At 57.8% G+C, this 3809-nt stretch carries 3 protein-coding genes; 1 reads left to right on the forward strand and 2 read right to left on the reverse strand.

What is annotated here, in order from left to right; translation table 11 throughout:
* Positions 1-1086 precede the first annotated feature (1086 nt).
* Both ACIQH5_RS22405 and ACIQH5_RS22410 read right to left on the reverse strand, forming a co-directional pair.
* Complete coding sequence (locus ACIQH5_RS22405; protein WP_400407837.1) at positions 1087-1881, reverse strand: HpcH/HpaI aldolase/citrate lyase family protein; 795 nt, start codon at positions 1879-1881, stop codon at positions 1087-1089.
* 31 nt (positions 1882-1912) lie between these two features.
* On the reverse strand, positions 1913-2905 hold the full coding sequence (locus tag ACIQH5_RS22410) for an Lrp/AsnC family transcriptional regulator (RefSeq protein WP_400407840.1): 993 nt from the start codon (positions 2903-2905) through the stop codon (positions 1913-1915).
* A gap of 112 nt (positions 2906-3017) precedes the next feature.
* Here ACIQH5_RS22410 and ACIQH5_RS22415 point away from each other — a divergent pair.
* Positions 3018-3809: hypothetical protein (locus tag ACIQH5_RS22415; RefSeq protein ID WP_400407842.1), on the forward strand; the 792-nt coding region annotated here is incomplete at its 3' end.

Genomic DNA, 3809 nt, shown 5'->3' on the forward strand with positions numbered 1-3809 from the left:
GAGGAAATGCTCCTGGCACTCTCCCAGGGCTACCCCGAGGCCCGAATCGCAGGAGACGTCGAGATCGGAAACAACGGAGAGGTCCAATTCGTGACCTCACTTCCCGTCATCGCCGGGCAACGCGCCACCTGGCCAGCTTTCGCGTAGGAACCTCACATGGCCGCGGGCCCAGACTGCGCGTTGGCACGCGCAAATCCCGTGAAGACACCTTTAAGAGGGAAGACCAGGGTTCCTCTGTTGTGGGGTTGCTTAGCAGAAACGACCGAAGACCTGTTTGCAACCGCGGATGAGTTCCGCGCAACGCTCGCCCATGAGCATGGCAATCACCTTCGTATTTGCGCTCGGAATAGAAGGTTGGAAAGTGCGAACTCAGAGTTCGGGGTCCAAGGCGGATCCAGAACAGCACCGATCGCTGCCGTACCACCTGGTGCAATGTTGTTCCGCGGTTCTGCCGGACCTAAGCGCTAACGGGCGCCCCGCTGTGAATGGCCTCTGGTCGGATCTCAAGTCCCACGCGCACCCTTCTAGAGATCCGAATAGCTCGGATCTTTGGCCTGCGCGTCCCGCGGGTCCGTCAGGAATCAAAGCGGAGTGAGGAGATGATTGGGTGTCCATATGCAACGTCAACGCCGTAGCCGGGTCCGGGGCGTCCCAATGCGATTGGCCAACGGAAAAAGTTTGCTCTGGATACGAGTTGAGGCCCAGGTGTGGATGCAAACGACGACGCGAGGACGAGTTGAAAATGGCGGTCTTAGAGACCGGCTTCCCTCCGGACGCGCTCGACAGCCTATATGAGTTACTGGTCATGGGCCCGAGCGGCTTACGATACATTGCAAGCGTGTGCGGAGTTATTTGTCGCTACGACGCCTGTTATGCCCAGTCGTGATTCCCAGTTCATGATCGTTGCCGGGCAGCCCGACCGGGGGAATCGGATACCGGCTTGATCCCCACGCTACTGTGGTGCGCGTGGCCTGACGCTGCGGTCGGCTGTTAATGGAAATCCCTGAGTGTGTTCGTCCGGGTTCCGGCGAAACACTTCCCATCATCATCCAGTCAGGAGCGCATCATGGTTGTTCATGACGCCACTCAAGCTGTGTTCATCGCTACGATGCGGGAAGCTTTGTCTATGACAGGCTTGTCCACCATGGCGCCGTCCACTACAGCCGTTGCTTTGCCGGCCACCGAGTCGAGGACGCGGCGAGCCCATGAAAGCTCCTCGTCAGAAGGTCGGAAGGCGTCGCGAACTAGCGGGATTTGACGCGGGTGTATGCAGAGTTTTCCGCTGAATCCAAGTTCCTTACTCCGGGAAGCTTCATGGAATATGTGGATAGCGTTGTCGACTGCCTTCGTTACGCCATCAAGCGGCGGTAGGATTTCAGCGATCCTGGAAGCGGCCACCAGGGAGTGCCTGACCGAAAGCAGGACATCGTCAGACTCCCGTACACCCGTGTCCAAGGAATAATCGATGGAACCAAACGCCAGTTGTCGGACTTGAGAAGTGGACGCGATCTCCAAGGCACGATGGGCGCCCACGGCTGTTTCGATCAGCGGGATTACCGAGAGCCCCGAATACGTCCGGGCCAGACATTTGAAGTATTCCGGATTCTCGGCCTTGGGAACCATGACCCCCTGCAGACCCGGGAGATGCGCAACAGCTTCGATGTCGGCGTCATGCCATGCACTGTCAGCGCTATTGATACGGACCCAGGCCCGACCTTCGCCGGACAGGTAGTCCACGACTTTCGTGCGGGCCTGTTCTTTGTCGTCGATGCCGACAGCGTCCTCCAAATCGCAAATAATCTGGTTAGCACCGCTGGTGGCGGCCTTAGCGAAACGTTCAGCGCGGTCTCCGGGAACAAAAAGCCAAGTGATGTCGGGCAAGTTGGGTCTCCTTTAGATTTTGGTACGGGGTTCAGTCAGGTAGTGGAGGATTGTAGGCGAGGACGCTTTCGTCGTAGAGGGTTAGCGTCCAATCCGCCACTTTGGGGTCCGAAGCGATCTCTAGTTGGATGAAGCGTTCAAGGTCAGCCCGTTCTCGGCAAACCTGAACGATGAGTAGGTCGTACGGGCCAGCCACCTCAACAATGAAGCGTGTGGAGGGGTAGGACGCAACGCGTTGGATCAGTGCGGCAGTGTCACCGCGCATGCGGATGGCAAGTTCACCTTGGCCTGTAATGCCCAGCCGATAGGGGTTTGGTAGAGCTTGCACCCGTAACGCCCCGTCCTCGACGAGCTTTACATATCGCTGGCGTGTTGCGGCCGTGGAAAGCCCGGTATGTTCGGCCAGTTGAGTGAACGAAGTTCGGCCATCCCGTGCAAGCTCCCGAAGGATGGTCAGATCGATGTCTTCAAGCTGCCGGGGTACTGGATGACGTACCCAGACATTGTCGGCATCGCTGACTCCAGCATCCCCCCAGTAGCGAGGTCTGATGGAGTGAATCTTTAGCCCGAGTCCGATCTCAACGTTGGTTACTTGGGGGAGCAGACGAAGCTCTTTGCGGACACGGAGCAGGTTCTCATGATCGGGATAAGTGGCGTGGGCACAGATTGTGGGGCCCTGTTGGCCCGAGGGTCGTTGAAGCGCTGCGAAGTCAATACCATCCACGGCTTTGATGTTCGCGACTGATTCAACCTCAGCGTCATATCCGAAATCAATCCGGATAAATGCTTGGACCGGACGTCCGACGAAGGCGGGCTCGATCTGCGCCGTGACCACCATTGTTCCTGTGTCCAGTAGTTTCTTTAGGCGATAGCGGGCGGCCGTCTCAGATAAGCCGACTCGTTCGGCAAGCTTCCGGACGGGGATGCGCCCCCAGCGCTGAAGCGTTTCCATAATCCGTTGGTCTTTGGGATTGAGCCGGACTCGGTGCACATCTTCGCTCGGGTATACCTCGACTCCCCTCATGTACTGCCTCCATTCGGTCTGTGTAGTTATTTTTGCTGTATCAGTAGACTTTAACAATACTATCCGCTAATTTCTTAGTACAGTATCTAGTCGCCACCCCCTAAGGAATGCCATGAAGGACATCGAAGATCTTCCCTACCTTGAGCTAGCTGACGGGCAGTTTGACAGGGATCCGGTAGACACCCTCCGGGGAGCAAGGGTCAGCTCGCCTGTTGTGCGGACCGCTCGGGGACTCTGGGTCCTCGACGGAGCTGTCATGGATCAGCTTTCACGCGACAGGCGCCTCGGAGACGTTCATGCTGGTGAGCTGGTTCATCTGGTTGGTCTCCGCGAAGACGGACCCGCATACCGATTCCGCAACGAGATGCTGCTCAACCAGCATGGACGGGCACACGCCGCCCTTCGCGCCGTCGTTTCGGCATACTTTTCACCTTCGGGCATCGAACAGTTGCGTGGGCATATCAGGGAGATCGTCACGGATCTGTTGGATCAGTGCCCGCCTGATCGACCGGTGCAGTTCTACGATGATGTTTGTAGCCACGTCCCGGCCAGGCTGTTCTGCCGAATGGCAGGAATGCCCGAGTCAGAGGCGCCCTTTGTTACACGAATATCCGACGCTGTACTCCAGATTTTCGCCCGCGACCCGCAACTGGCCGAGGACATTGAATCTTCCTACAACGAGCTTTTTGACTACGTCGAAAAGCTGATCGTCAGCCGGCGTCTACCGGATGGAAGCTATGCCGGGGAGGATCTGATTTCCCAGTTGCTGCGTGCTGAGGGGGCTGGGCGCATGACCGAGCAGCAGGTCTATGACATGGTCGTCATGCTTCTGGAAGCCAGCACGGACAACACCTCCCACCAGATGGCGATGGCCGTAGCCGAGATCCTCGAACACCGTGACCAG

It is taken from the genome of Paenarthrobacter sp. NPDC091711 (genome assembly GCF_044756605.1).
Lineage (GTDB): Bacteria > Actinomycetota > Actinomycetes > Actinomycetales > Micrococcaceae > Arthrobacter.

What these genes read in the sequence shown, in the direction of transcription:
- ACIQH5_RS22410 (WP_400407840.1), bottom strand. Translation starts at nt 2,905, where the DNA reads ATGAGGGGAGTCGAGGTATACCCGAGCGAAGATGTGCACCGAGTCCGG.